Raw genomic sequence first — 24,340 nt, 5'->3', positions numbered from 1 at the left:
GGGCAAGCGTTGAATTTGTCCGGTCAGCTTGGCGTTCGCACCAGCCGCGCGGTCGCGTCTTCGACCGCACTCTTGAGTGCGAAACGAGTCAAAGGCTTGAGCACGAATCCGACACCAACTTCGCGCGTTAACATTTGAATTGCGGGGCTCGACGAGCCGCTGATGAACAGGGTTGGAATGCCGCTGCGCGTCCGCAGCAGGCGGGCCAGCGAAATCCCGTCGATCCCGACGCCCAGATTTACGTCGATCACCGCAAGCCCGATTCCGTCGCTCCGGCCGATCTTTAACGCCGCTTCCGTCGTCATCGCCGCAACGCATTGATGACCGATGTCGCGCAGGATTTCGCACAACGTCTCGGCTGCGTGACGATCGTCATCAACGACAAGCAGTTTCATCCGTCAGCCAACGCCGGCAGACCGAAAGAATTGTGCGTTTTTCATGGGCCGGCGCCGCGTCGTGGTGCGGAACGCAAAAAGCCGACCCTGCGATTGGGTCGGCTTTTCTTGGCTTGGTGCCGGTGGTTTCCGGCAGCGCGCGAACTTGTCTAGCTCGCAATTGCGAGTGCCAATTGCGCCGTTTGCGCGCGCACCAGTTCGCTTTCGGGAACATTGGTGCGGACGGTTCCGTCCGCGTACCGCAGATCATATTTGAATTCGCGGTCGTAGCGGCCGGGCAAACACCGTCCCACAATTTCGGCATCGCGAAACGCGTGCCGGACGCGAGATTTCAGAGCGAGCATCGTCGGCCTCCCAGGACACTAATGTTCCGTAGAACCTCGCGACCGGCTGGTCCGTTCCCAGGTAGCGTTTGAAATCGCACCGCGTGCGCCCAAGTCGCGGGTACCGTGGCAGGACTGCAACGGTTTTTAGCCGCGTAGCGGCTCCCGGTTTTCAGCGCCGCCGATGAAAACCGCGCGGCCCTGCGGGCCTAAATCAAACCGCGCCGCGGAGCCGGATCTCGCTGATCGAATGATCGGCTTGTTTGCGCACGATCAAATCGGCGCGGTCGCGCGTCGGCGCGATGTTGTCGCGCAAGTTCGGCAGGTTGATGTCGCGCCACACGTCACGCGCAAAGGCGATCGACTTTTCGCGATCCATATCGGCGAAGCGGTGAAAATACGCATCAGGATTTTGGAACGCCGTGCGTTGCAGCAGCAGGAACCGTTCGAGGAACCAGTCCGCGACCGACGCTTCGTCGGTATCGACGTAAATCGAGAAGTCGAAAAAGTCGGACGCCATCACGCTAACGCCGGGCGCGGTCTGCAGCACGTTGAGACCTTCGAACAACAACACGTCGGGTCGTTCGATCGTGTCGAACTTGCCCGGCAGAATGTCGTAGTCGACATGGCTGTAGACCGGAACGCTGAGCGTCGCGTCGCCGGCTTTGGCGGCGGCGAGAAACCGCAGCATCGCTTTCTGGTCGTAGCTTTCGGGGAAGCCTTTGCGATGCATCAGGTTGCGCGCTTCGAGTTCTTTGTTGGGCAACAGAAACCCGTCGGTCGCGACCAGCGCTACGCGCGGGTGATCGACCCAGCGCGCCAGCAACGCTGCGAGCACGCGTGCGAAGGTGCTTTTGCCGACCGCGACGCTGCCCGCGATGGCGACGAGGTAGGGTGCACGCTGACTTGGCCGGCCAAGGAACGCGTCGCGCAGCACCTGCAGTTGGCGGTACGCCGCGACCTGCAGGTTCAGCAGCCTAGTGAGTGGAAGATATACATCGCGCACTTCGTCGAGTGAGACCGGATCGCCGACGCCGCGCAGCCGTTCCAATTCGTCATCTGACAGAGTCAGCGGCGTGTGGGCGCGCAACGCAGCCCAATCGGCACGGGTGAAAACACGATAGGGCGAGATCGCCTCGTCCCCGGCAGAACCCTGGGCGGACGAGGATGCGGGCTTTGGGCTGGCAGGAATCATGCGACGGGACTGTCGCAACTCCGCGCAGCCGGTGGAAGTCCACCCGAAGAAAGGCCGGATGCGGGGTTACGGCACGTTGCGGCGCAACCGATGTGACCTCGTCCCTATGTCCACCGAAAGGCGAGGCGGGCGCGGCCGCCGCCAAGCATTTTCGCTGGAGGCTGTGGCGTCGCGGCCATTTTTTTCGCGCTGCCATGCTATTGAGCTGTGGCGTGCGGGACCTGTCGAACTCCGTCACCAGCTTGCAGTCGACGCTGGCCGGGACGGCCGGTACATCCGCAGTGGTTTATGAACTACCCGGTTTTTTGGAGAGCTTTACGTGGACCTGGTCGCTGCGAGCGCGGTCTTGATGCTGGCGGCGACGTCAGCGACCTCGGCGGAGCCGCCCCAGCTGGTGCTGCAGGGCGTGATGCTCGACATGAGCCGTGCCCAGGCGGCGGACGCTGCGGTTGCAGCGGGCGGACGTTGCGACCGGGTGGGGCTTCCTGACTCAGTTGCGCCGTTGTTGTGCAGCTTTGGTACCGATCGACTGCGCGTTGCGTTCGTTCCTGGCCCGGGCGGCCGTTCTGTTGTCCGAAATGCCACGCTCACCGCGCGAAGCCAGCCGCCGCATCAAATCGACGTCGAAAGACTTCAGCCGCGCCTGATCGCCACGTATGGAACCCCGGTTGACCTGCGACCGAACCGTCTCGGGTTCGAAGCATGTTGGGTGCGGGACTTCCAACGCCTGACCGTAGAAGCAAAACCGCGTTTGCTGTCGATGCGCCTCGACGCGCGCGACGGTGGAAGAGAGAGCAAAGAGAGCGAATGCCGATGACGCCGTACGAACAACAAAAAAACCGCGGCCGCCGTAACGCGTTCGACGTGGCTGGAACGCGTGCCTGGATTCGGCGCCTGACGGGCGACCGGCGCGCGCTTGTGCTTGGTGCAGTGATCGTTGCGGTGCTGCTGGTCATCTGGCTGGCCGTCTCCCGTTCGTCGGCGCCGCCCCAGGGCGGCCGCTTCCGCGGCATCGGCCCGACGCCGGTTGCGGTTGCAACGGTCGAGAATGGCGACGTGCCGGTCGAACGCGCTGCCTTGGGTACGGTGACGCCGCTTGCGACGGTGACGTTGCGCGCGCAGATCGCCGGCCGTCTGGTGCAGGTTGGTTTCAAAGAAGGCCAGACGGTGAAGGCTGGTGACTTGCTGGCGCAGGTCGATCCGCGCCCCTATCAGTTCGCGCTCGATCAGGCGAAGGGTCAGCTCGAACGCGACCAGGCGCTGCTGCGCAACGCCGAAATTGATCTCGCGCGCTACCAGACGCTGGCGAAGCAGGATTCGATCGCCAAGCAACAGCTCGATACGCAGGCGGCGTTGGTGCGCCAGTACAAGGGCGTCGTGCAGTCGGACCAGGCGAATGTCGACACGGCTGCGCTCAATCTCGACTACACGCGCATCGTTGCGCCGATTCCGGGGCGCGTCGGATTGCGGCAAGTCGACGTCGGCAATCTCGTTTCGCAGGGCGACGCGAACGGCGTCGTCATGCTGACCCAGACCAAGCCGATCACCGTCGTGTTTACGCTGCCGGAAGACGATCTGCCGCTGGTGCTGCCGCGCTTGCGGTCGGGCGCGACGCTGCCGGTGGTTGCGATCGATCGCAGCGGCAAGACGAAACTCGGCGAAGGCGTGGTGTCGGCGGTCGACAGCCAGATCGACCAGACCAGCGGGACCGTGCGTCTGAAAGCACAATTCGCCAATGACGACGAAGCTTTGTTCCCCAACCAGTTCGTCAACGTGAAGGTGGTGGTCGACGTCCGCAAAGACGTGCCGGTCATTTCCGCCGCTGCGGTTCAGCGCGGTGCGCCGGGCACGTTCGTGTGGGTGGTCGGCGAAGACAAAACCGTCACCGCGCGACCGGTGACGTTGGGGGTGACCAGCGGCGATCGAATCGCGATCGAGCAGGGGCTGCAAAAAGGCGAACGCATCGTCATTGACGGCGCGGACCGCGTGAAAGAAGGCGCAGCGGTGCTGTTGCCGGGTGAAACGCCGCCGAACTTTGTCCCCGGCCAGGGCAACGGCGCAGGTGGCCGTGGTGCGCGTCGCGAAGGCGGCGCACCGGGCGGTCAGAATCGCGGCGCGCCGGGTTCGCAGCCGCCACTGCCTGCAACCGGTGCACAAGGGCCGAACGCAGCGGCGCCGGGTGCGCAGACGCCGACTGCACAACCGGCGGAAAGTGGAGCGCCGCAACAGCCTGGCGAACGCCGCCGCCGCGCGGCACCGCCCGCCGATGGTGCGGCTGCGCCCGCGACACCGTCCACGACTGCGCCTGCTGCGCCCGCGCCGAACGCCCAGCGATAGAAAGGCCATCCTGCTTTCGCAGGGAGCACAAGCATGAGCGCAAATCCCTCGCAGCCTTTCATCGTTCGTCCGGTTGCGACGACGTTGTTGATGGCGGCAATTCTGCTCGTCGGTCTGGTGGCGTTCCGCTTCCTGCCGCTGTCAGCGTTGCCGCAGGTCGATTATCCGACCATCCAGATCCAGACCTTCTATCCGGGCGCGTCGCCCGAAGTGATGACGTCGGCGATCACGGCGCCGCTCGAACGTCAGTTCGGGCAGATGCCGAACCTGACGCAGATGTCGTCGGTGTCGTCGGGTGGTTCGTCGGTGATCACCTTGCAGTTCGGTCTCGACCTGCAGCTCGACGTCGCCGAACAGCAGGTCCAGGCCGCGATCAACGCCGCCGGCAATCTGCTGCCCGCCGATCTGCCCGCACCACCGATCTACGCCAAAGTGAATCCGGCCGACGCGCCGGTGCTGACCATGTCGCTCACGTCGAAGACGATGAAGCTGACGCAGGTCCAGGACATCGCGCAGAATCGTCTGGCGCAGAAGATTTCGCAGATCCAGGGCGTCGGCCTGGTGTCGATTTCGGGCGGTCAGCGTCCCGCCGTGCGCATTCAGGCCGATCCGCGCGCGCTGGCCGCGTACGGTCTGGCGATCGACGATCTGCGCACCATCATCGGCAGCGCCAACGTCAATTCGCCCAAAGGCAATTTCGACGGTCCGTCGCGCCAGTACACGATCAACGCCAACGACCAGCTCAAGTCGGCGGCCGAATACCAGAACCTGATCATCGCCTATAAAAACGGCGCGCCGGTTCGTCTCGACGACGTCGCCGACATTATCGACGGCGCCGAGAACGCCAAGCTTGCGGCCTGGGTCGATCGTACGCCGGCCGTGGTGCTGAACGTGCAGCGCCAGCCCGGTGCCAACGTGATCGATACGGTCGACCGCATCCGCCAGTTGCTGCCGTCGCTGCAATCGTCGCTGCCGGCCGCGATCGAATTGCGCGTGCTCACCGATCGCACCATCACCATTCGCGCCAGCGTCAACGACGTCGAGATCGAACTCGGTCTGGCTGTGCTGCTGGTGGTGGCGGTGATCTACGCCTTTCTCGGCAATGCGCGCGCCACGATCATTCCGTCGCTGTCGGTGCCGTTGTCGATCATCGGCACTTTCGCGTTCATGTATATGGCCGGCTACAGCCTGAACAATCTGTCGCTGATGGCGCTGACGATTGCGACCGGCTTCGTCGTCGACGACGCGATCGTGATGATCGAGAACATCGCGCGCTATATCGAAGAAGGGGAAGATCCGCTGCATGCGGCGCTGAAAGGATCGAAGCAGATCGGCTTCACCATCGTGTCGCTGACCGTGTCGCTGATTGCGGTGCTGATCCCGTTGCTGTTCATGGGCGACGTCGTCGGCCGCCTGTTCCGCGAATTCGCGGTGACCTTGGCGGTGACGATTCTGATCTCGGCGGTCGTGTCGCTGACCTTGGTGCCGATGATGTGCGCCAAGCTGCTCAAGCGTCCGGGCGAGCACACGGAAGGCCGCTTCGCACGTTGGAGCCGCGAACGGTTCGATTGGCTGATCGGCCAGTATGACCGCGCGCTGATCTTCGTGCTGGCGCGGCAGCGCACGACCTTGTGGGTTGCAGTCGGCACGTTGGTGCTGACCGCGCTGCTCTACATCGTCGTGCCCAAAGGATTTTTCCCGACCCAGGATACGGGCCTGATTCAGGGCGTCAGCGAAGGGCCGCAATCGATCTCGTTCAAAGCGATGGGCGAGCGGCAGCAGCAGATCGCTGATCTGGTGCTGCAGGATCCCGACGTCGACAGCCTGACCTCGTTCATCGGCACCGATGGATCGAACGCGACGCTCAATACCGGCCGTTTCCTGATCAACCTCAAGCCGCATGCGACGCGTTCGAACAACGCGGTGCAGGTGATCCGCAATCTGCAGAACCGGCTGGTGCACCTGCCGGGCATCTCGCTGTGGATGCAGCCGGTGCAGGATCTGACGATCGACACGACGTTCAGCCGGACCCAGTACCAGTTCGTGCTCGAGACGACCGACCCGGCGCTGCTCGACGTCTGGGTGCCGAAGCTGGTCGAAGCGCTGCACAACCATCCTGAAGTGACCGACGTCGCCAGCGACCAGTTGCCCAACGGCCTGTCGGCCTATGTGAAGATCGATCGCGACACCGCGGCTCGCTTTGGCGTGACGCCGGCCACGATCGACAATGCGCTGTACGACTCGTTCGGCCAGCGCATCATCTCGACCATCTTCACCCAGTCGACCCAGTATCGCGTGATCCTTGAAGGGTCGCCCGATCTGCAAGCGTCGCTCGACTCGCTGGCGCAGATCCGCATTCCGACCGCGGGTGGCGGACAAGTGCCGCTGACGGCGATCGCGACGGTCGAACAGCGCGCGGCGCCGCTGCTGATCAACCATCTGTCGCAATTCCCGGCCGCAACGATCAGCTTCAACGTCGGCAACGGCGCGTCGCTGGGCGCCGCGGTCGACGCGATCAAGGCGGCTGAGCTGGAAATCGGATTGCCGCTGTCGGTGCAGACGCGCTTCCAGGGCGCTGCGCTCGCCTTCCAGTCGTCGCTGGGTAGCACCTTGCTGCTGATCCTGGCTGCGATCGTGACGATGTATATCGTGCTCGGCGTTCTCTATGAGAGCTACATCCACCCGGTCACGATTCTGTCGACCCTGCCGTCGGCGGGCATCGGCGCGCTGCTGGCGCTGATCGTGTCGGGCCACGATCTCGGCATCATCGGCATCATCGGCATCGTGCTGCTGATCGGCATCGTGAAGAAGAACGCGATCATGATGATCGACTTCGCGCTGGCGGCCGAACGCGACGAGGGCAAGCCGCCGCTGGAAGCAATTCACCAGGCCTGCCTGCTGCGCTTCCGTCCGATTTTGATGACGACGATGGCGGCGTTGCTGGGCGCGCTACCGTTGATGATCGGCACCGGCGTCGGATCCGAGCTGCGCCATCCGCTGGGCATCACCATCGTCGGCGGCTTGATCGTCTCGCAGTTGCTGACCTTGTTCACCACGCCGGTCATCTATCTCGCCTTCGACCGGATCGCGCGCCGCGTCGACGAACGCGTCGTCGATCTCGACGATGAAGGCGACGGAGTCACGGTGTGAACATCTCCGAACCGTTCATCCGGCGTCCGGTTGCGACGACGCTGCTGACGATCGGGATTTTTCTCGCCGGTTTCGTCGCCTATTTCCTGCTGCCGGTTGCGCCGCTGCCGCAGATCGACATTCCGACCATCGCGGTGCAGGCCAACATGGCCGGCGCCAGCCCCGAAGATATGGCGACGTCGGTCGCGACGCCGCTCGAACGCCGGCTGGGCCAGATCGCGGACGTCACCGAAATGACGTCGAGCAGTTCGGTCGGCAGCACGCAGATCGTGCTGCAGTTCGGACTCAACCGCGACATCGACGGCGCTGCGCGCGACGTCCAGGCGGCGATCAACGCGTCGCGCGCCGACCTGCCGTCGTCGCTGCGGTCGAACCCGACCTATCGCAAGTTCAATCCGTCCGACCAGCCCGTCATCATGCTGACGATGCAGTCGGAGACGCTGTCGCCGGGGCAGATTTTCGACGCGGCGTCGATCGTGCTGCAGCAGAAGATCAGCCAGTTGCCCGGCGTCGGGCAGGTGCTGATCAGCGGCAGCTCGAATCCTGCCGTGCGTGTCGAGCTGAATCCCAAGGCGCTGTGGAAATACGGTATCGGTCTCAGCGACGTACGCGCGGCCTTGTCGAGCGCCAACGCCAACGCGCCGAAAGGGCAGATCGAAGTCGGCGAGCTGCGCTACCAGCTCTACACCAACGACCAGGCGCGCAGCGCCGACGAATATCGCCCGCTGGTGATTGCCTATCGCAACGGTTCGGCGGTGCGGCTGGGCGACGTCGCCGAGGTCATCGACTCGGTCGAAGATCTGCGCAACCAGGGACTTACCAACGGCAAGCCCGCGATCATCGTGCAGGTGCGGCGCCAGCCGGGCGCCAACATCATCGATCTGGTCGATCAGGTGAAAGCGCTGATCCCGGAATTGCAGGCGTCGATCCCACCGCAGATCGAATTGAAGATGGGCGTCGACCGCACCGTGTCGATCCGCCGTTCGCTGATCGAAGTCGAACGCACCTTGGTGATCTCGATCATTCTGGTGATCGGCGTCGTCTTCATCTTCTTGCGCGACGGACGCGCGACCTTGATCCCCGCGGTCGCGGTGCCGGTCTCGCTCGTGACCGCGTTCGGGTTCATGTATTTGTTCGGCTACAGCCTGAACAACATGTCGTTGATGGCGCTGACGGTTGCGACCGGCTTCGTCGTCGACGATGCGATCGTGGTGCTGGAAAACACCAAGCGGCACATCGAAGCCGGCATGGCGCGCTATCGCGCTGCCTTGCTGGGCGCCAAAGAAGTCGGCTTCACGGTTTTGTCGATGAGCATCTCGCTCGTCGCGGTCTTCATGCCGATCCTGTTGATGGGCGGCATTGTCGGACGGTTCTTCCGCGAATTCGCGGTCGTGCTGACGACCTCGATCCTGGTGTCGATGGTCGTGTCGTTGACCACGACGCCGATGATGTGCGCCTTGTTGCTGCACGATCACCGGCATCAGGCGAAGAAGAAGACCGGCGCCTTTTCCGGCTTCCTCTCGCGCCAGCTCGACCGGTTCGAGCGCGGCTTTGCGTGGCTGACGCGCAAGTACGAACTGGGCTTGACGTGGTCGCTGCGGAACGGGCGGCTGGTGCTGCTGATCCTGCTGATCACCATCGTGCTCAACGTCTATCTCTACATCATGATCCCGAAAGGCTTCTTCCCGCAGCAGGACACCGGCTTGTTGTTCGCGGGTCTGCGCGGCGACCAGAGCATCTCGTTCCAGTCGATGCAGAAGAAGATCAGCGACTTTCAGGACATTCTGCTGAAAGACCCGGCGGTGGAGACGGTGATCGGTTTCACCGGCGGCGGTCGCGGCGGCGCCAATAGCGGCAACATGTTCGTGCAGCTGAAGCCGCGCAACCAGCGCGACACGACCGACGACGTGATGAACCGGCTGCGGCCAAAAATGTCGTCGGTGCCGGGCGCGCAGGCCTTTCTTGGCATGGTCGGCGACATTCCAGGCGGCGGCGGACGGCAAGGCAGCGGCGGCAGCTATCAATACACGCTGCTCGGCGACGACCTGAACGAGCTGCGCAAATGGGGCACGGCGCTCAAAGAAGAGCTGCAGGCGAACACGCCCGAACTGACCGACGTCGACTCCGACCAGAACGACAAAGGGTTGGAGATCGCGCTGCGCATCGACCGCGAAACCGCCTCGCGTCTCGGCATCGCGACCAACCAGGTCGACAACGCGCTCTACGACGCGTTCGGCCAGCGCCAGGTCTCGACCATTTTCAACGCGGTCAACCAATACAAAGTCGTGATGGAGGTCGATCCGCGTTTCTGGCAGAGCCCCGAGACGCTTGGCGAAGTCTACATCCCTGCATCGGGCGCGACCGCACGCGGCAGCCAGGCGACCAACGCGCTGGCCGGCACGTTCAGCACGCAATCGAGCGGCACCGGCGGCACCGCGACGACGGGCGCGAACGCAGCCAACGCCACCGACAGTATCAGCGTGCGCAACGCAGCGCAGAACAAGATCGGTGCAACGGCGGGCGCCGGCAGCAATACGGGTTCGGCGGTGTCGACGTCGAATTCGCGCATGGTCCCACTGTCGGCAATCGCGACGTGGGGACCCGGCACGACGCCGTTGGCGGTCAATCACCAGGGCACCTACGCGGCGACGACGATCTCGTTCAACACCGCAACCGGTGTGTCGCTGAGCCTGGCGACCGAAGCAATCAAAGCGGCCGAGGCGCGCATCAAGATGCCGACCACGATCGTGGGTGAGTTCGCCGGCAGCGCGCGCCAGTTCCAGCAGAGCGCCGGCAGCACGCCGATCCTGCTGCTCGCGACCTTGCTCGCGGTCTATATCGTGCTGGGTATTCTGTATGAGAGCTACGTACACCCGCTGACGGTGCTGTCGACCTTGCCGTCGGCCGGCATCGGCGCGCTGTTGGCGTTGCTGGTGTTCAACACCGAGTTCGGCCTGATCTCGACCATCGGCGTCATTCTGCTGATCGGCATCGTGAAGAAAAACGCGATCATGATGATCGACTTCGCGCTCGACGCCGAGCGCACGCGCGGACTCGACAGCATGTCGGCGATCCACGAAGCCTGCATGCTGCGCTTCCGCCCGATCATGATGACGACGGCGGCGGCGATGCTGGGTGCGTTGCCGTTGGCGCTGGGATCCGGCGACGGCGCCGAGCTGCGCCAGCCGCTGGGCATTTCGATCTTCGGCGGCTTGTTGCTGAGTCAGCTCCTGACGCTGTTCACGACGCCGGTGATTTATCTCGCGCTCGACAAGCGCCGCAAAAAGGACCGGGCGATCGACCCCGCGCTGGTGCCGGCGGAATGATCAACAACAACCACGTCATCCCCGCGAAGGCGGGGATCCATTCATGCGCAGGCTCGGAAGAACAAGAATGACGACGGACCTCACGACCTCGGCCCAATGGATCCCTGCTTTCGCAGGGATGACGAAGAGGGGCGCGTATGCCGCGCTGCTGATCGGGTTGCTGTCGAGCTGCGCCGTCGGTCCCGACTATGTGCGGCCGACGACCGACATTCCTGCGTCGTTCAAAGAACAAGCGGGATGGAAAGTTGCGGCCCCGAACGACGCCGCGCCGCGCGGTGCCTGGTGGCAGGATTTCAACGATCCGACGCTCGACAATCTGCAAGATCGGTTGCTGCAGACGAACCAGTCGTTGCGCGTCGCGGAAGCGAATTACCGGCAGGCGACCGCGCTGACCGATCAGGCGCAATCGCAACTTTTCCCAACCGTCGGCGCAAGCTTCGACGCCACGCGCAGCGGCACTGCCAACAGCGCACCGACCGGCGCACCGTCGAACAGCACGGCGCGCACCTCGTACCGTGCCAACGCGACGGCGAACTGGGATATCGATCTGTGGGGTCGTATCCGCCGCTCGATCGAAGCGCAGGACGAAAGCGCGCTCGCCAGCGCCGCCGATCTCGCCAATGCGCGCCTGTCGCTGCAGGCGCAGCTGGCCAGCGCCTATGTGCAGCTGCGCTTTCAGGACGAATTCCAGCGCCTGCTCGACACGACGGTCGAAGCCTATGCGCGCTCGCTGCAGATCACGCAGAACCAATACAATGTCGGCCTCGTCGCGCGTTCGGACGTCGACCAGGCCGAAACGCAACTGGCGCAGACCCAGGCCCAGGCAATCGCCAACCAACGTTCGCGCGCCCAACTCGAACATGCGATCGCGGTGTTGGTCGGGACCGCGCCGGCTGATTTCACGTTGAAACCGACGACGATGACGTTGCGCATGCCGCCGATCCCGATGGCACTGCCGTCGACCCTGCTCGAACGCCGGCCCGATGTTGCGTCGGCAGAACGACGCGTTGCGTCGGCCAACGCAGAAATCGGCGTTGCGATTGCGGCGTGGTTTCCCGACCTGTCGCTGTCGGGTTCCTACGGCGTCAGCGGTTCGCCGATCAGCAAGCTGTTCCGCGCATCGAACGTGGCGTGGTCGGCAGGCGCCAGCGTCGCCGAAACGATCTTTGATGCCGGTGCGCGCTCGGCGCGTATCGACCAGGCACGTGCCGCCTATGACGGTACGGTCGCGCAATATCGCCTGACCGTGCTGGGCGCGTTGGCGCAAGTCGAAGATCAGCTCGTCGCGCTGGATACGCTGAAACGCCAGGGCGAAGCGCAGGCAATTGCGTTGCGCGCTGCGCGCAGTGCCGAACAATCGATCATCGATCAATACCGGGCTGGCCGCGTCGCCTATACTAGCGTGGTGCAAGCACAGGCGCAGGCGCTGCAAGCCGAACAATCTTCGATCACGGTGCGGCAGAATCAGTTGCTGGCTGCGGTCGTGTTGATCCAGGCGCTGGGCGGCGGCTGGGACGGCACCTCGGCCGGTGCTGTGGTGCAGCCTGCTGCAAAGACCGACGCTTCAGCCCGTAAATAGCGAGCCGCACGCGACGCTTGCTGCGTCGCTCGCGACTTCTTATCCCGGCGTCGCACGGTCCTTACGGCCGCACGATAAGGGAGACGGTTCCATGAAAGACGTTGCTGGATTGCATTTCCGCGCCGCGGTGTTGTGCGCACTCACCGGCATGGTGATGGGCATCTTCATGGGCGTGACCGAGGATCATTCCGCACGCGATGCACACGCGCATCTCAACCTGCTCGGTTGGGTGTCGCTGATGCTCTACGGCCTGTATCTGCGCGCGCATCCGGCGATGGCCACCGGCAAGTTGGCGGGTGCGCAATTTGTCGTCGCCGTGATCGGCGTCGTCGTGATGATCGCCAGCCTCTGGATGATGGCGATGGGCAATTTCGAGCTGGGCCGGGCAATGGTTCCGTTCGGCGCGATGCTGACTCTGTGCAGCATGCTCATGTTCGCGCTGCTGGTGTTCCGCACCAAGTCATCGCGCGCCTAAAAGCAAAAGGGCCGCTGCATCGCTGCAGCGGCCCTTTTTTGTTCAGTGCGGTCCCATCATGTGCGGACCGCCGCGGCCACCCATGCCGCCGCGCGCGTGATGCAGTAGGCGATCGGCTGCTTTCTTCTGGTCGTCGCTGAGCGATGCGTAGAGCGGCTTGGCTGCAGTCAGCAGCTCGTCCAGATCTTTGGCGCGCTGGGTCAGGCGCTGCTGCTGCTGTTGCAACATTTCGATGCCGTTTGGCGGAGTCGGCGGCGTCTTGGCATCGCGCGCGGCATCGAATTTGGCGCGCATCTTCTTGACGTCTTCGTCACGCGCCTTGGCGTGCTTGCGCACCACGTCGGCAACTGCGTTCCACGCCGATTCCTGCGCTGCTGTGATCTTCAGCGACGCCTTGGCGAAGGCCAGCATCGGTTCGACCCGCTCGCTCGGAAGCGGCATCGGACCGCGATGATGCGCCATCTGCGCATGCGCACCGGGCGCGGCCGGGCCACCGGCGGGTCCGCCGGGCGCGGTCTGCGACCAGGCGTGCAAGGCGATCGACATGCCGCCGGCAAACAAGGCGGCGAGACCCGCCAACACAACGCGCTTCATTTGTTCGTTCCTCACCTGGACTCGAATTTGATGGCCGGATCCTAGTGCGAAGCGTCGGCACCGCGAGGCTGACTTGGTAACGGATCCTACGCTCCAGCTAGCTGGCACCCAGCTCGACCAAGAACTTGACGTGGGTAAAAATCCCACGTAGAGCGACGGACCTGCCGCCCGGGCTTGCAGCGGGTCGACGAGGCCGCAACGGCGACGCGCATGTGATCTTCGTGCGAGCGGAGCCGAACAGGGCTCTTGGGCCCGGTGCCCCGTTGCCGTTCGTCGTCCACGTGTGCGAGTACGTAGGCCACCATGCTGAACTCCCCCCGCGTCTGCCGCTTGCCCTCCGTCACAATGAAACGTGCCGTTGCGCAACATCGCTGGCCGTTTCGAGGCGCCGCGCCCACGACAGCAGGAATGAGCAAAACCGCGTGCGCCGTCGTAGCGCTGCTTTCGCTGGTGTCGGTCGATGCCGCTGCCGAAACCCAGGTCACGACGACGCGATCGACGCCGATCGCAACGTCGACGGCAAATAACGGCGCACGCGACGACGTTCGCGTGACGTCGGCGGGTACGTTGCAGACGAGCGGTGCGGGCGCGGCCGCGACGCTCGACAGCAACAACCAGATCGTCAACGAAGGCACGATCAAGATTCTCGATGCCAACGACGCGGTCGGCATCGCGGTGCGCGGCGGCAACACCGGCACCGTCACCAACAACGGTTCGATCACGATCTCGGATACGACGCCGGCGACCACGATCCCGTTGACCAACGGCGAGCGCCGCTTCGGCATCCAGGTGACCGGCCCGAATCCGTTCTTCGGCTCGATCACGCAGGGCACCGGCAACATCACGGTGATCGGCAACAACTCGGCCGGCATTTCGCTCGAGACGCGGCTCGAAGGATTCATCGCGCTGGGCGGTTCGACCCAGATCACCGGCAACAATTCGGTCGGCCTGCGCACGCGCGGCGTCGTCGTCGGCGACGTCACGGTCAGCGGCACGATCATCGCGAAAGGCCAGAACGCGTCGGCGGCTTCGTTCGAACAATCGATCCTGGGGCGCCTGACGCTGCAGAATTCGATGACCGCGACCGGCTATCTCAACACGGTACGCCCGACCGATGCGGCCGCGCTTGCGGCGCTGGGTCCGAACGACCTGCTGCAAGGCGGGCCGGTGGTTCGCGTCGCCGGCGATGTCGGCAACGGCATCATCGTCGACACGTCCGGCGCCTTGACCAGCTCGGGCTCGGCCCCGGCTTTGTTGATCGGTGGCAGCGCCAATTCGCGTCTCGGCATTGCCGGTGCCGACACTGACAATGCGGCCTTGCTGGTGCGCGGCGCGCTGGCGTCGGACGGCATCTACAACAACATCACCGCGACGGCGCTGCAGATCGGTGGCCAGGGCGGTACGGTCACGCTCGACGGCGGCATTCGCAATACGGGCCAGATCAACGCCAATGCCTACGCCGCCAATTCGACGGCGTTGCGCGCTGCGGCTGGTGCGATCGTACCGGCCCTGCGCAACGAAGGCTCGATTCAGGCGAACGGGATTGCGGAATCGGCGATCACGGTTTCCGCCGTGCGCATCGAACAAGGTGCGACGCTGAACTCGATCGCCAACTCGGGCACGATCAGCGCGTCGGTCAACGGCACCAGCGGCACGCACACGCCGGTCGCCGGCGCCGCGGTCGCAATTCAGGATCTGTCGGGCACGCTGACCGCGATCGGCAACCAGGGACGGATCGTCACCGCGGTCAATCCGGGCACGGCGGGCGAGGCGACGGTCGGTTCGCGCACCGCGATCGACGTGCGCGCCAACACCAGCGGCGTCACTTTCAACCAAACGCAGATCGCAGGCTCGACCACCGCGCCGAGCGTAATCGGCGACGTGCTGTTCGGATCGGGCAACGACACGCTGAACCTGAATGCGGGCACGTTGAAAGGCGGCGTTGCGTTCGGCAACGGTGCCGACACGCTGAACATCAACAACGGCGCCGTGCTGACCGGTTCGGTCACCGACACGGACGGCCGCGTCGTCGTCGGCGTTGCCAACGGCAAGCTGGTGCAGACCGGCTTTGGCCAGCTCAACGTGTCGAGCCTGAATGTCGGCGCGCAGGGCCAGGTTGTTCTCGCGGTCGATCCCGCGACCGGCCGGTTCGGCAGCATTGCATCGAGCGGCGGCGTCAATCTGGTGCAGGGTTCGCGGCTCGGCCTCGACATTCAGTCTAAGCTGACGGCGCCGCTCGCACTCACTTTGATCACCGCACCGTCGGCGCAACTGCAAAGCCAGGTCACGCTGGGCGACGTGCCGTACTTCTACAATGCGACTTTGGTGCAAAGCGCCGCGGCCGGCACGATCGGCGTGCAGGTGCGCCGTCGCACCGCTGCCGAAGCCGGCATCACCGTCGGCGCGCAGGCCTATGACGCGATCTTCCAGCAGCACGACAAAGACGTGCAGCTCGGCCAGGCCTTCTCGCGCGCGGTCAACCAGGCCAGCTTCAAAACGCTGTACGAACGCATGCTGCCCGCGTTTGCTGGCGGCCAGTTCTACACGCTCAGCCAGGGCGTCGACGCGTTGGTGCGTGCGCAGGGCGAAGACGCGTTGAATCTGCGCCCGGCGCGCGATGGGTTCTGGGTGCAGCCGTTCGGCTTTGGTGCGACGCGCGAACGCGATCAGGCGCCGGCTTTCCGTGGCGGTGGTTACGGTCTCGCGATCGGCTGGGAAAAGCCCAACACGTCGATCGGCACCTACGGCTTCTCGCTGTCGTCGCTGCGTTCGTGGGTCGACGACAAGGATTCCGATCCCGACAACCGCACCGTCTCGAACTCATACCTGCTTGGCGCGTACTGGCAGGAGAGCGGCAACGGCATCAACGTGTCGGCCAGCGTCAATGGCGGTTACGTAAATTCCGGCAGCACGCGCAAGCTGACCTCAACCGATGCCAACGACGCGTCGTTCACGCGCAACGCCGAAGCGCGTTGGGGCGGCCTGCTCGGTTCGGTGCGCGCCGCGCTGTCGTACAAGGCCGATTTGTGGGGCAGCTTCTATGCCCGCCCGAAAGTCGCGGCGAGCTATCTGATCCTGCAGGAAAACGAACACGCCGAACGCGGCACCAGCGATGGGTTCAATTTGCAGGTGGGCAGCCGCAACTCCACCCAGGGTGCGATCGAAGGCACCGTCGCATTCGGCGCTGCACTCGGTAGCGGCGCCTTCAAATGGCGTCCGGAAGTGGAAGTCGGTTATCGCCAGCTGTTCGGTGACGGCGCCGCGTCGACGACGGCGCAATTCCTCAGCGGCGGTCCCAGCTTCACGCTCGACCCGCAGAAGCTGCAGGGCGGCGCGCCGCTGGCCCGCATTGCGCTGCGCGGCGGCGACCGGATTGCCGATATCGGGTTGGAGCTGGGCGGCGAAGACCGCAGCGGCTACCGCGCCTATGACGGACGGTTCGTAGCGCGGATGCGCTTCTAGCGCAGGGCGCGGATGCGCTTCTAGCGCGGGGCGCGGATGCGCTTCTAAACTCCATGCAAGCTTTCTAACAACCGCCCGCTTTGCTGGTCTCAAAGACTATGCAGGCGGGCGGTTTTGCGTTTCAGTGCGACCGAAATCCGACGCGCGCGCGACACAAGCGTGCCGTCTCACGATCACAGGGGAATTGCATGTTGAAGGCTCGCTTGTTGCTGCTCGTCGCTGCTCTGTCCGTGTCGGCGCTGCCCGCCATGGCGCAAACCACGCCGCCTGCTGCTGCGCCGTCGGCTGCGGCGCAGGCCGGTGCCGGCGCCACGCCGCCGGACGCTTTTCTGCGCACCTTGGAAAAGCGCGGCTATAGCGACATGAAGTTGACTTCCGACAAGATGCGCGGCGGCTGGACCGGTACGGCGACCAAGGCCGGCAAGGACGTGCGTCTGCATCTGGCGCCGAACGGCAATTCGCGCGAGTTGAAAGCGCCGAAGCCGAAAGCGAGCTAAACCCAACGTCCTGACGGCGCGCGACGCCGATGCAGTCGGCGCGAACCAGTCGCGCAGTGCAGCTGCTGCTTTTTGCGGCGCTTGCATTTGCGCTGGTGTTCGAATGCCTGTCGCTGCCGCGCGCCGTCAGCATCGTTCGTAGCGGAACAGAGACCGCGCGCGGCGCCGCTTCGCTGCCGTGGAGCGCGTAATGACACGCACCACCGATCGCTTCCTGCGTCTGGCCGCGTTGCTGATGGCGTTCTGGGGATTCGTGCTGGTCGCGTTGGAGGCGCCAAGCTGGATCGAACAGATGACGACCGGCCAGAGCGGCTCGACCGGTTTCGGCTTCCAGGCGGAAGGCGGCCATCTCTTCAGCGGCCGTATCGTCCTCACCAGCATCGCGGAAGGGGGACCAGCAGATCGCGCCGGTTTGAAAGTCGGCGATGTGGCCGAGATCCCGGTACATACGCAATACGCGCCGCGACCGGGTCTCACAGTGTCGTTGCTGGTCTATCGCGCCGACGGTAGCAGCGAAATGCTGACGCTTCCCGTCGATGCCATACCCGAACAGTTCACGCTGTTCGTACGCCGGCTGCTCTATGTCGGCTTCACCTTGTTCCTTGCGCTGGCCGCGCTGGTGGCATGGCGCGGACCGTCGACATTGCCGTCGCGGCTGCTGGCGCTTGCCTTTGCGCTCTACGGCCAGACCAGCGCCTACGCCTATATCGACGACGACGCGCTGCGCATGGCCGGGCAAATGAGCTGGACCTTCAGCCTCAGCACGGCACCGCTCTGCCTTGCCTTGTTCGTCGTCTTCTATGTGCGCGAGCGAACCAGCGGGGCCGGCTTCCGCGCGCCGCTACGATGGACCTTGCTAGGCATCTGCGTCCTTGCCGCCTCGGTCTTGTTCAGTCTCTTTCGCCTGCGGCTGTACATGCCGCATTACATGTATGCGACGCCGCAATACGGCGCGCTTCTGCTGGTCTGCACGCTGGTCGCGCAGGCCTTGTGGCGCGGCTGGTCGAAAGCCGGCGGCGAGGACCGGCAGCGCTTTCGATGGATTGCGATTGCGACGACGGCGGTGCTGGCGGGTGACCTGATTGGCGCGACGCCGATCCCGGTCTGGCAATCCTTTCTCGTCATCGGCCTGGTTTCGTATGTCGCGAAAATCACCGGTGCGATTCTGCTCGTCTATGCGCTGCTGCGGCACCGCGTGATCGATTTCGGCTTTGCGATCAATCGCGCCACGGTGTTCGGCGCGACCAGCCTGTTGCTGGTTGGTCTGTTCGCCGCCTGCACCGCACTCGCCGACCGGCTGTTGCGGTTTGACGACGGCGCCGAGCGCAACTGGATCGACATTGCGATCACCTTTGTGCTGGCAATCGCCGCGACGCGGCTGCGCAAGCTGGTCGAAGATTGGGTCGAGCGGCTGTTGTTTCAAAGCTGGCGCGCGCGCGAACAGGCGTTACGCGACTTCCTGCAGCGCGCCGCGCATTTCACGCGACCAGACCCGTTGCTGGATGGATTTGCGGCGTTGCTGACGCAGTTCGCCGGTGCAGACGCCGCGGCAATATTGCTGCAGGCGCCGGACGGCCGGTTCACGTCGGTGCGCGGCGACGCAGCCCCGCTCGACGTCGATGCTGCGCTGACGGTCGAGTTGCGCGCGACGAGTGGGGCGGTGCGCTGGCACGGCGGGCTGGCGCTGCCGATGCGGCGGGGTGGTGCGCTGTTCGGCGTCGTGTTGCTGAAGCCGCGCGCCAACGGCGAGATCTACCGGCCCGACGAGATCGAATTGCTGGCCGGTGCGGCAAGACAGGTCGGCAACGATCTGCAAGCGTTGCAGCTTGTCGTGCGCGAGTCGGATCGCTTTGACTCGATTGTCGAACGGCTCGACCGGATCGAATCCAAGCTTAGCCCTTTGTCGCAGACCGCATGATGACGCCGCGCTGGGTCATCCCCGCATTTCGCCTGCTCATCGCGATCTTCACGGTCGTGACGATCGTATTTTATACGCTCGCGGCGCCGGCCACGTTTCGCGCATTGCTCTCCGGCGAACAGCCGAGCATCGGCGCAGTGTTGGGCAGCGGGCCGGTCTTCACAAACGATCGCACCATCGTCGCGCTGCGCCCGGACGGCCCGCTGGCACGCGCAGGCGCCCAGGTTGGCGATCTGGTCGAGATCCATGGACGTTGGCCGCGCCGCGACGGAATCGGAAGCACGCAGCACGTCGACATCACCGGCGGCGACGGCCAGCGCCGCAGTGCCGACATCGTTCTCGACGCAGAGCCCGCCGATCTCTCGCGCATCATCATCTGGTTCAGCGTCGTGGCCGCAATTCCAACGCTGGGCCTCGCGGTCGCGCTCGCCGTGCGGCGCGCCGACGCATTCGCAGAACGTGCGCTTGCGATCGCGTTTGCTGCCTACGCGTTGTTCGATGTCATGGACGCGCTGCCGACCGAGACGCTACGCACCATCGGCATCGTCGAGTGGCTGATCGGATCGGCGTCTGCATACATCTGCTATGCGCTGTTCGCGCTCTATTTTCTGCGCCCGGCGGAAGACCGGTTGCGCGCCGACGAGCGCATCTTCCTGACGCTGCAACCCGTCGCGGCCGCGCTGCAGGTCGTCGCGCTGGCGTTCGAGCGCTATAGCTGGAACCTGCCGGGCTGGCTGGATTTCTATCCCGCCATCTACGTGCAGTGCGTTTATCTGTTCATCGCCATCGTCCTGCGTCGCCGGTGGCGCGCGTCGGGCGGTGAAGCGCGCGAGCGGTTGCGCTGGATCGGGCTTGCTTTTGCCACCAACTGGATCAGCGACCTGATCGCCTGGTATCCGGAAAATACGGTCCCGCTGAATGCGGCGACGGTACTTGGGGCGATCGTGACGATCGGCGTCTTCGCCTACGCGATTCTGCGCCGGCGCGTGTTCGAGTTCGGCTTCGCCGTCAATCGCGCCGCGGTCTTTGGCGTCACCAGCCTGGTGCTGGTCGGTCTGTTCGCAGCGCTGACGGCGATCACCGACCGCGTGCTGCATATCGACGACGGCGTCGCGCGCAATTGGAGCGACATCGCCATCACAGTTGGGCTCGCTGTGGCGGCTGCGCGCGTGCGCAAGCTGGCTGAGGCCTGGGTCGAGCGTCTGTTGTTCCGCGACTTGCACGCACGCGAAGCAGCGCTGCGTGCCTTTGTGCGTCGCTCGTCGCATTTCGAAACCGACCCCGCGCTGCTGGCGGCGCTGCACGACGCGCTGGCACAATTCATTGGACGCAACGCAGTTTCGATCTACCGCCGTGCTGGTGCCGACTTCTATGTCGCGCAGATCGACGATCTGGGTCTCGGACCGAGCTTCGCCGTCGATGCGCCGATCGCGGTTGAGCTGCGCAGTCGCGGCGCAGCTATGCGCGACGGCAGCGGCTGGGTGTTGCCGATGCAGCAGGGCGGGCGGGTCGACGGGTTCGTCGTGGTCGGCGAAAAAGCCGACCGCGAAATCTATCGGCCGGACGAAATCGAGCTGCTGGCGAATTGCGTGCGACAGGTTGGTCTCGACCTGCAGGCGTTGCGCGTCACGGCGCTCGAACGCGAGCTGGCACAGCAGCGTGGCGCGCCTGTCGCGGAGTGCGCGTGATGGGCGTACGGGCCTGGCGCTTACTGATCGTCGTCATCGTCGTATGCAGCGCCGGCCTGCTGGCCAGCGTCGCACCGCGTATCGTCGAGTCGACGCTGACGGAGACGGTCGCGACGACGCGAATGCTGCACGCGTCGGCAGCAGCGTTTCCATCGCGTTTGCGAATCGTCACCGCAGTCGACCCGAACGGACCTGCGGCCGCGGCGGGGTTGCAGGTCGGCGACCAGATACTGTTCCGCGGTCCCGGCCTTCGCGCCTGGGCGCCAGGCGAAACGCTGATCGTCGATCGGATGCACGCCGACGGAAAACGCGAACCGGTGACGGTGACGCTCGCTGCAGAACACACACCCGGCTTCGGCCTGCGTCGCATCGTGTACGTTTTCGCACCCTTCCACATGGCGCTGGCGCTGTTGCTGGCTTGGCGCCGACCATCAGGTTTGGCGCCACGCCTGCTGACGCTTGGACTGGCCCTCTACAGTTTTTCCGGTCCGTGGCCATACGCTGCGAGCAACGGCTTGCAGATGGCGATCGCCGCGTCGCAGGTGGTGGCCAACAATTTCGCCGATATCTGTTTCGCCGGGTTTGCCGTCGCCTTCGCCGGCGCGCCAGCGTGGTTGCGCCACCGCCGATGGCCGTGGACGTTGCTCATCCTGTGGTCGTTGCTCGCGAGCGCGCTGTATCTCGCGTTCTGGTGGCTGGTGCCGGTTCCAGAGTCGCTGAGCGAAAGTCCCCACCTGCAGGTAGCGTGTGCGGCGATCGTTTTCTTCGCGCTTGGCCGCAAAGGGCAGGGCGACCAGCAACATCTGCGCTGGCTGTTGGCCGGCTTCGTCACGCTGTTCCTCAGTGACTTCATTGGCAACACGCCGATGGTGGAATGGCGCCGCGCGCCTTTTGTCATCATGCTGCTGCAAGCGCTCGGCCTCTCGCTGCTGGTCTATACAGTCCTGCGCGCCCGCGTGCTGGAGTTTCGCGTCGCGGTCAATCGCACGGCGGTGTTCAGCGCCACCAGTCTGATCCTGATCGGCGCGTTCTCAGGCTTGAGCGCGCTCGGCGATCGCGTGCTCCACAACGTGGTGGCGGTCGACGACCGTTGGCTCGACATCTTGATTGCGGCGGGACTCGCTGTGGTCGCAACGCGGCTGCGGCGTGGCGTCGAACGGGGAGTCGAGGCGCTGTTGTTCCGCGACTGGCGTGCGCGCGAGTTGCGCTTCCGTGCATTTCTTGAACAAGCAGGGCACTTCAACGAAGCGGCAGCGCTGCTCCGCCGGATCGTAGCCGAGATCAGCGCCTTCGCCGGAACGCCGGCGACCCTCTATCTGCAAGATGAGGACGGTCGTTTTCTTGCGTTTGAATCATCCGATACGCCGCCGTTCGATGGCGACGATGCGTTGGTCGTCGAGTTGCGCGCGAGCCGCCGCGCATGGCGTGGTGGCAACGGTGCGTTGGCGGTGCCGATGCAACAGGGCGGCCTTCTGTCGGGATTCGTGCTGCTGGCTGCCAAGCCCGAAGGACAAGCCTATCGCAGCGACGAGGTCGCGCTGCTCGAACGCGGCCTGCGCGAATTGGGGTTCGAGCTGCAGGCGTTGCGCGCGGTGGCGCGGGAGCGTGAGATCGTGACGTTGCGCACGCGGCTCGACGAAGCACGTGCCGGCCGTGCGCACCATTTGACGGGAGAGCTCGCGCGATGAACGCGCGCCGATCGGCCTTGTTTGCGCTCACCATCGCGATGGTCGCGTTCTCGTGGGTGTCGCTCGGGTTCGGTTTGCCGCGATGGCACGAGATCGAGGTCAATGGCGCGCGCGCGTCGCTGGGTGCAGCACTGCGCCCGTCCGATTCGCCGTTCGAGCGCACGCGCATCGTCGACCGCGTTGCGCCGGGCGGTCCGCTCGATCAAGCCGGCGTGCGGCCGGGCGACCGCATCATCGTGCACGCAATGTGGCCGCGAACAGCCGCGTCGGCCGAACCGATTGCGATCACGCTGCTGCCCCAACAAGGCGACGTGCGCAGCGTCGAAATCGTGCCGGTGGAAGCGCCCTATGCCGGGCCGTTTCCACCCAATCCGTTGCTGCTCGTCGCCAATAGCCTGGTCGTCCACCTGATCTTGTTGCTGCTGGCGGGCCGACGTAGTGCGCAACCTGCCGAGCAGGCGCTCGCAATTGGCATCCTGGGTATCATCACCATCAGTTTGCACAGCGCGATGCCGACCGAGACGCTGCGCTGGGCGCTTGCATTCGGCTCGCTTCTTTTCGGGATCGTCGGTTACAGCGCGCTTACCTTCGCCTGCGCGGCGTTCCTGCGGCCTGCCGGGTGGCGCCCGCCGCGTTCGGTTCGATTGGCGATGGCGGTTCTGGCGGTGGTGGGGCTGGTCACGCGCGGCGACCCGTTGGCGCGCTCTGCCGGCTATCTCGCTGCAATGCCCGATGTCGATCCGTTGGGCGCGATCTTGTATATTCCAATCGCCACGATTCTGCTGCGACAGCGTTTGCGGCATGCGGGTGCTGACGTGCGCGAGCGGATCAAATGGTTCGCGCTGACGCTCGCAAGTTTCTTGGCTGCGGTTCTCGGCTTCGGGCTGAACTTGCCGCCGCCGTGGGGCACGCTGCTGCCAAGCCTGCTGATTCCGTTGTCAGTCATCGTACTCGGCTACGCCGTGTCGCGGCGGCACATTGTCGACCTCGCCTTCGTGCTGAATCGTGCCACGATCTATGGCGCAACCAGCCTGTTGCTGGTTGGCGCCTTTGCCGCGCTCACTGCAGCGGCCGACCGGTTTCTTCGCTTCGAAACCCAGGCTGAGAGTCGTTGGGTCGATCTTGCGATCGCGTTCGGGCTGGCGGTTGTCGCGACGCGGCTGCGGCGCGCCGTCGAAGCGGCGATCGAGCGGCTGCTGTTTCGCGCCTGGCGGGCGCGCGAGCGTGCGTTCCGCGGTTTTCTCGATCGCGCGCCGCACTATCACGGGCGCGACGCGCTGCTCGATGCGTTCGTCGCCTGCGCAGAGCAACTGACGCATGCCGAAGCGATTTGTTATCGCCATACGCCGGGTGGCAGATTTGTTGCGCGCGGCGGCGACATGTTCGATCGCGACGCGGACCTGGTGGTGCGGTTACGAAGCGGCGAATTGGTGCGCGACGGGAGCGGCGTGGTCGTTGGCATTTTGGAGCGCGGCGAACTTGCCGCGTTCCTTCGCTTTGGGCCCAAGCAAGATCGCTCCATCTATGGCGAAGATGAGCTGGCGCTGCTGCGCGAGGGCGCACGGCAGATCGGCCTGTTGCTCGCCGCTATGCCTGACACGGCCCAGACCGACGAGCTGCAGGTCTCGATCGACGCGTTGCGCCAGCAGGTCGCCGAGATCGATGCGAAGCTGACCCGGTTGCTCGCGCCGGACGCGGTGCGAACGTCGTGAT

General features: G+C 64.8%; 16 protein-coding genes. 13 read left to right on the top strand and 3 right to left on the bottom strand.

Annotated features, from left to right (window positions below; translation table 11 throughout):
- Positions 1–23: 23 nt before the first annotated feature.
- Both TMPK1_RS10770 and coaA read right to left on the bottom strand, forming a co-directional pair.
- Entirely contained in the window at positions 24–395 is a 372-nt protein-coding gene (locus tag TMPK1_RS10770) for a response regulator (protein ID WP_420243012.1), read from the bottom strand.
- 537 nt (positions 396–932) lie between these two features.
- The gene (coaA, locus tag TMPK1_RS10765; protein ID WP_420243011.1) at positions 933–1,913 is read right to left on the bottom strand and encodes a type I pantothenate kinase; all 981 of its coding nucleotides are present in this window, start codon (positions 1,911–1,913) and stop codon (positions 933–935) included.
- Between the two features lie 319 nt (positions 1,914–2,232).
- Here coaA and TMPK1_RS10760 point away from each other — a divergent pair, with 319 nt between their 5' ends.
- From TMPK1_RS10760 to TMPK1_RS10735, 6 genes are all read left to right on the top strand, one after another.
- Entirely contained in the window at positions 2,233–2,730 is a 498-nt protein-coding gene (locus tag TMPK1_RS10760; RefSeq protein ID WP_420243010.1) for a hypothetical protein, read from the top strand.
- A complete protein-coding gene (locus TMPK1_RS10755; RefSeq protein WP_420243009.1) occupies positions 2,721–4,250 on the top strand; it encodes an MdtA/MuxA family multidrug efflux RND transporter periplasmic adaptor subunit in 1,530 nt (509 codons plus the stop codon). Before TMPK1_RS10760 ends, TMPK1_RS10755 begins: the two co-directional genes overlap by 10 nt.
- 33 nt (positions 4,251–4,283) lie before the next feature.
- Entirely contained in the window at positions 4,284–7,400 is a 3,117-nt protein-coding gene (locus TMPK1_RS10750) for an MdtB/MuxB family multidrug efflux RND transporter permease subunit (protein WP_420243008.1), read from the top strand.
- On the top strand, positions 7,397–10,726 hold the full coding sequence (locus TMPK1_RS10745; RefSeq protein ID WP_420243007.1) for an efflux RND transporter permease subunit: 3,330 nt from the start codon (positions 7,397–7,399) through the stop codon (positions 10,724–10,726). Before TMPK1_RS10750 ends, TMPK1_RS10745 begins: the two co-directional genes overlap by 4 nt.
- A gap of 118 nt (positions 10,727–10,844) precedes the next feature.
- Entirely contained in the window at positions 10,845–12,305 is a 1,461-nt protein-coding gene (locus TMPK1_RS10740) for an efflux transporter outer membrane subunit (protein ID WP_420243006.1), read from the top strand.
- A gap of 91 nt (positions 12,306–12,396) precedes the next feature.
- The gene (locus tag TMPK1_RS10735) at positions 12,397–12,780 is read left to right on the top strand and encodes a hypothetical protein (RefSeq protein WP_420243005.1); all 384 of its coding nucleotides are present in this window, start codon (positions 12,397–12,399) and stop codon (positions 12,778–12,780) included.
- 42 nt (positions 12,781–12,822) lie between these two features.
- On the opposite strand, the gene TMPK1_RS10730 is transcribed toward TMPK1_RS10735, so the two are convergent.
- On the bottom strand, positions 12,823–13,374 hold the full coding sequence (locus TMPK1_RS10730) for a Spy/CpxP family protein refolding chaperone (protein WP_420243004.1): 552 nt from the start codon (positions 13,372–13,374) through the stop codon (positions 12,823–12,825).
- A gap of 408 nt (positions 13,375–13,782) precedes the next feature.
- Here TMPK1_RS10730 and TMPK1_RS10725 point away from each other — a divergent pair, with 408 nt between their 5' ends.
- The 7 genes from TMPK1_RS10725 to TMPK1_RS10695 all read left to right on the top strand — a co-directional run bounded on the left by TMPK1_RS10725 (position 13,783) and on the right by TMPK1_RS10695 (position 24,339).
- Positions 13,783–16,836: an autotransporter domain-containing protein gene (locus tag TMPK1_RS10725; RefSeq protein ID WP_420243003.1), complete on the top strand. Its 3,054-nt coding sequence runs from the start codon at positions 13,783–13,785 to the stop codon at positions 16,834–16,836.
- Between the two features lie 188 nt (positions 16,837–17,024).
- Entirely contained in the window at positions 17,025–17,333 is a 309-nt protein-coding gene (locus tag TMPK1_RS10720) for a hypothetical protein (RefSeq protein ID WP_420243002.1), read from the top strand.
- A 56-nt stretch (positions 17,334–17,389) separates the two neighbouring features.
- Positions 17,390–17,524 (top strand): hypothetical protein, encoded by a 135-nt coding sequence (locus tag TMPK1_RS10715; RefSeq protein ID WP_420243001.1) that lies wholly within the window; start codon positions 17,390–17,392, stop codon positions 17,522–17,524.
- The gene (locus TMPK1_RS10710) at positions 17,524–19,251 is read left to right on the top strand and encodes a PDZ domain-containing protein (protein WP_420243000.1); all 1,728 of its coding nucleotides are present in this window, start codon (positions 17,524–17,526) and stop codon (positions 19,249–19,251) included. Before TMPK1_RS10715 ends, TMPK1_RS10710 begins: the two co-directional genes overlap by 1 nt.
- Entirely contained in the window at positions 19,248–20,939 is a 1,692-nt protein-coding gene (locus tag TMPK1_RS10705) for a histidine kinase N-terminal 7TM domain-containing protein (RefSeq protein WP_420242999.1), read from the top strand. Before TMPK1_RS10710 ends, TMPK1_RS10705 begins: the two co-directional genes overlap by 4 nt.
- Positions 20,939–22,627, top strand: coding sequence for a PDZ domain-containing protein (locus TMPK1_RS10700; protein ID WP_420242998.1), 1,689 nt, complete (start codon positions 20,939–20,941; stop codon positions 22,625–22,627). Before TMPK1_RS10705 ends, TMPK1_RS10700 begins: the two co-directional genes overlap by 1 nt.
- Positions 22,624–24,339, top strand: coding sequence for a hypothetical protein (locus TMPK1_RS10695; RefSeq protein ID WP_420242997.1), 1,716 nt, complete (start codon positions 22,624–22,626; stop codon positions 24,337–24,339). Before TMPK1_RS10700 ends, TMPK1_RS10695 begins: the two co-directional genes overlap by 4 nt.
- Position 24,340 lies beyond the last annotated feature (1 nt).

The sequence above is a fragment of the Roseiterribacter gracilis genome (genome assembly GCA_018332375.1).
In the GTDB taxonomy this organism is placed as follows: domain Bacteria; phylum Pseudomonadota; class Alphaproteobacteria; order BOG-932; family Roseiterribacteraceae; genus Roseiterribacter; species Roseiterribacter gracilis.
Note: the sequence above shows the minus strand (reverse complement) of the source record. Positions and strands in the feature narration are given on the sequence as shown.

Bases quoted from the DNA above. Each gene is read 5' to 3' on its own strand.
- TMPK1_RS10710 (WP_420243000.1), top strand. From the start codon at position 17,524: ATGACACGCACCACCGATCGCTTCCTGCGTCTGGCCGCGTTGCTGATG.
- TMPK1_RS10770 (WP_420243012.1), bottom strand. From the start codon at position 395: ATGAAACTGCTTGTCGTTGATGACGATCGTCACGCAGCCGAGACGTTG.
- TMPK1_RS10755 (WP_420243009.1), top strand. From the start codon at position 2,721: ATGCCGATGACGCCGTACGAACAACAAAAAAACCGCGGCCGCCGTAAC.
- TMPK1_RS10730 (WP_420243004.1), bottom strand. From the start codon at position 13,374: ATGAAGCGCGTTGTGTTGGCGGGTCTCGCCGCCTTGTTTGCCGGCGGC.
- TMPK1_RS10725 (WP_420243003.1), top strand. From the start codon at position 13,783: ATGAGCAAAACCGCGTGCGCCGTCGTAGCGCTGCTTTCGCTGGTGTCG.
- TMPK1_RS10750 (WP_420243008.1), top strand. From the start codon at position 4,284: ATGAGCGCAAATCCCTCGCAGCCTTTCATCGTTCGTCCGGTTGCGACG.
- TMPK1_RS10720 (WP_420243002.1), top strand. From the start codon at position 17,025: ATGTTGAAGGCTCGCTTGTTGCTGCTCGTCGCTGCTCTGTCCGTGTCG.
- TMPK1_RS10735 (WP_420243005.1), top strand. From the start codon at position 12,397: ATGAAAGACGTTGCTGGATTGCATTTCCGCGCCGCGGTGTTGTGCGCA.
- coaA (WP_420243011.1), bottom strand. From the start codon at position 1,913: ATGATTCCTGCCAGCCCAAAGCCCGCATCCTCGTCCGCCCAGGGTTCT.
- TMPK1_RS10700 (WP_420242998.1), top strand. From the start codon at position 20,939: ATGGGCGTACGGGCCTGGCGCTTACTGATCGTCGTCATCGTCGTATGC.
- TMPK1_RS10695 (WP_420242997.1), top strand. From the start codon at position 22,624: ATGAACGCGCGCCGATCGGCCTTGTTTGCGCTCACCATCGCGATGGTC.
- TMPK1_RS10705 (WP_420242999.1), top strand. From the start codon at position 19,248: ATGATGACGCCGCGCTGGGTCATCCCCGCATTTCGCCTGCTCATCGCG.
- TMPK1_RS10740 (WP_420243006.1), top strand. From the start codon at position 10,845: ATGACGAAGAGGGGCGCGTATGCCGCGCTGCTGATCGGGTTGCTGTCG.